Below are 3,541 nucleotides of genomic sequence, written 5' to 3' on the forward strand. Positions count from 1 at the left end.
TCACGGTGTAGTTTATTGTAAATATTGGCCCATTTCGGGCCTTTTTTATTTTTCTAAAAGGTATCATTTTTGCATACAATTTTGGATTACCTACTTTTATAGCCTGATCTAAACTGACATTATATGAAAAATATAGTATTCATGATTGCCTTTTTATTTCTTCAGCTGGGTCACTCCCAAGATAGCCTTGACCTCAGCTACTATCTTCCGCAAGATGTCAGTTACGACCCAACCATCCCTACCCCTAAAGAAATCATTGGCCACGAGGTAGGCGAATGGCACGTTACCCATGACAAGCTCGTGTTCTATATGCAGGCCTTGGCAAAAGCAAGCGACCGTGTTATTATCGAAAATCGGGGCGAAACCTTTGAAGGAAGATCACTTTTACTACTTACAATAACAACACCGGAGAACCATAAAAATCTAGATACAATTAGGCAAGACCATGTCGCTCTTACCGAAAATGGCGGGGATAACCTCAATCTTGATATGATGCCGATTGTGGTCTACCAAGGTTTTTCCATTCATGGCAACGAACCCAGCGGTGCCAATGCCGGTATGGCCTACGCCTATTATCTGGCCGCCGCACAAGGTCCTGAAATCGAGGGACTTTTAGAAAATACGGTCATTTTGATGGATCCATCCTTCAATCCCGATGGCCTGCAGCGCTTTGCGCATTGGGCCAACACCAATAAAAGTGACCATCTCAATTCCGATAGCAACGACAGGGAATTTCACGAAGGTTGGCCTGGCGGGCGCACCAACCACTATTGGTTCGATATGAACCGGGACTGGCTGCCTGTACAACTGCCCGAAAGCCGCGCCCGTATCGCGTCTTTCCATAAGTGGATGCCGAACATCTTGACCGATCATCACGAAATGGGCACGAATTCCACCTTCTTTTTTCAACCCGGGGAACCGACCCGGGTACATCCCCTTACCCCAAAAATGAATCAGGAACTAACTGCAGAAATCGGGACGTATCACGCCAGGGCCCTTGATAGCATTGGGTCGCTCTATTATTCCGAAGAAGATTATGACGACTTCTATTATGGTAAAGGTTCGACATTTCCCGACATCAATGGCGGCGTCGGTATCCTCTTCGAACAAGGCAGCTCAAGGGGCCATTTGCAGGAAAGTGAAAACGGCACTTTGAGTTTTCCGTTTACCATTCGCAACCAATTCGTTACCGCCTTGTCCACCATAAAAGCGGCCCAAGCCATGCGGGTCAAGATGCTGGATTACCAGCGGGTATTTTTTAGGGACATGGGCATCGAATCCGCCATTGGTAATGACAAGGCCCTAGTATTCGGCGATAGCAAGGATGCCGCAAAGACCTGGCACTTCGCGGAAATTTTACAACGCCAGAACATCAAATTCCATCAACTTTCCCAGGATGTACGTCTCAACGAAAAAGAGTATAAAAAAGGATACGGTTATGTCATACCAAAAATCCAAAAAAACTACCGCCTGATCAAGGCCATGTTCGAAAAACGGACGAGCTTTACCGATAGTATTTTCTACGACGTTTCCGCTTGGACGCTTCCCCTGGCCTTTAATCTTGATTATACCGAATTGCGGTCCCTGGACCTCGCGGGAGAGGAAGTTACCAAGCTAGCACCTTTGACCGGCGACCTGAATGCCCAAAGCGATTATGCCTACCTCTTCGAATGGAACGAATATTACAGTCCGAAGGCCCTCAACAGAATTGCCAACGAAAACGTGCGGGCCAAAGTAGCCAAAGCGCCCTTTAGCCTGGAGGGAAAAGAGTATGGCTACGGAACGATAATGATCCCAGTTCAGCAACAAAAGTTAGAATCCGCCGAACTCTATAAGTTTCTAAAGAAGGTCGCCCTTGAAAGCAACATCCAGATTACTGGGGTAAAGACGGGACTCACCAAGGGCATAGATTTGGGAAGCAACGACTTTGACCCCATAAAAAAGCAAAAGGTCGCCTTGCTGGTCGGTGAGGGAGTCCGCTCTTACGATGCTGGGGAAATCTGGCATGTGTTCGACACCCGCTACGACATGAACATCACTAAAATCGACTCGGAATATTTTGATTCCGTCGATTTGAGCGAATACACGGACGTTATCATTCCGAGTATGGGCGATGACGGACTTTCGAAAAAGCGGTCCAAAAAACTGAAGGAATGGGTCAAGGAGGGGGGTACTTTGATCGGCTACCGCGATATGGCGGAATCGTTCAAAAAAAATGGATTGATGGAACTTAAATTCAAAAAAGACACCTTGATCGCCAACAACATCGCCTTCTACCAAAAAGAGGATTACGAGGGCGCACAGGTTACGGGGGGCGCCATTTTCGAGGCCAAACTCGATCTTTCGCATCCCATCAACTTCGGGTACAAAAACGATAGGCTGCCCCTGTTCCGGAATACGAACGTCTACATCGAGCCGGATAAGAACAGCTATAACAATCCCATTCAATACACAAACGATCCACTCATGAGCGGTTATATTTCAGAGGAAAATCTGGAAATGCTAAAAAACAGCGTCCCTTTTCAAGTGCAACGAACAGGCAAAGGCCGTGTCATCGTTTTTACGGACAATACCAATTTTAGGGCGTTTTGGTACGGTACCAATAAGTTGTTGATGAACGCGATCTTTTTTGGGGATAGTATGTGAAAAAAATGTTCAAGCGCAAACCTCAATTCCACCTTACATACGCCCAATTATACAAGAAAAGTCCAATTATCACGGCGAATCCTACAGCTCCGTTCCAGATCGTTGCGATACTGGCAAATAGCATCATATAATATAAAGGAAACACCAACAAGGCAAACCCGAATCGAAATGTACCTATAAATTCCGGTTCCCAGACCTTGGGTTTTATCCAAGTCCTCCATAGGATGACTATCGGGAGATTTAATCCGGTAAATATTCCTTTAAAAAAAGTTTGTAAAGGTGCCGGTGCTGATGGATCCGCATTTTTGTCCTCAGAAGCATCCAGGTATTTCAATGCGGCATTGGCTTCTGTGGGATTCAAATAATCGACCGACAAGGCATCCAATTTTCTGGCAAGCGTATCGTAATTTTCTTCGTCCCCAATATGGGTAGTGAGTGTTTTCAATCGATCGGAGACCGCATTCCTGATCCGGTTACCGGAATCTCGAACAACTTTTGGATCAGACCTTTCTTTGAACAAAATTGGTTTACCATAATAAAGCGCAACCTTATCGGGAAACCCACTGTTGCTGCGGTAGTTCATCCCTACGGGTATGATGTGAATTTTCAGTTCCGGGGTCTTTTGCAATGTATTAAAAAGAATGCGCGTAAAACCTTTGCTCAACGGCCGTACCCGGCGTTTAATATTGTGATCCGCTTCGGGGAAAATTACTAGGGCATGGTTCTTCTGAAATAACCGTGAACATTGATTGAAAACCGTTTGATTTTTTTTCAGGGATTCCCTACCGTCGCGAATACGATATATGGGCAGCATTCGTAGATAGGCGAAGAATTTTAGTAGTGTTTGATGCTGAAATACGTCTGAACGGGTCAGGAAGAACGGTTTTCGGTTGCA

The 3,541-nt window shown here is 45.7% G+C and carries 2 protein-coding genes; one reads left to right on the forward strand and one right to left on the reverse strand.

All coding sequences use genetic code 11. The features are described 5' to 3' along the window. Positions 1–123: 123 nt before the first annotated feature. Positions 124–2,646 (forward strand): M14 family zinc carboxypeptidase, encoded by a 2,523-nt coding sequence (locus tag ACEW8S_RS11320; protein WP_373518263.1) that lies wholly within the window; start codon positions 124–126, stop codon positions 2,644–2,646. Between the two features lie 22 nt (positions 2,647–2,668). Here ACEW8S_RS11320 and ACEW8S_RS11325 read toward each other — a convergent pair. Further along, on the reverse strand, positions 2,669–3,541 hold an 873-nt coding region (locus tag ACEW8S_RS11325), incomplete at its 5' end, for a 1-acyl-sn-glycerol-3-phosphate acyltransferase (protein ID WP_373518264.1).

This window comes from Pricia sp., from assembly GCF_041745955.1.
Lineage (GTDB): Bacteria > Bacteroidota > Bacteroidia > Flavobacteriales > Flavobacteriaceae > Pricia.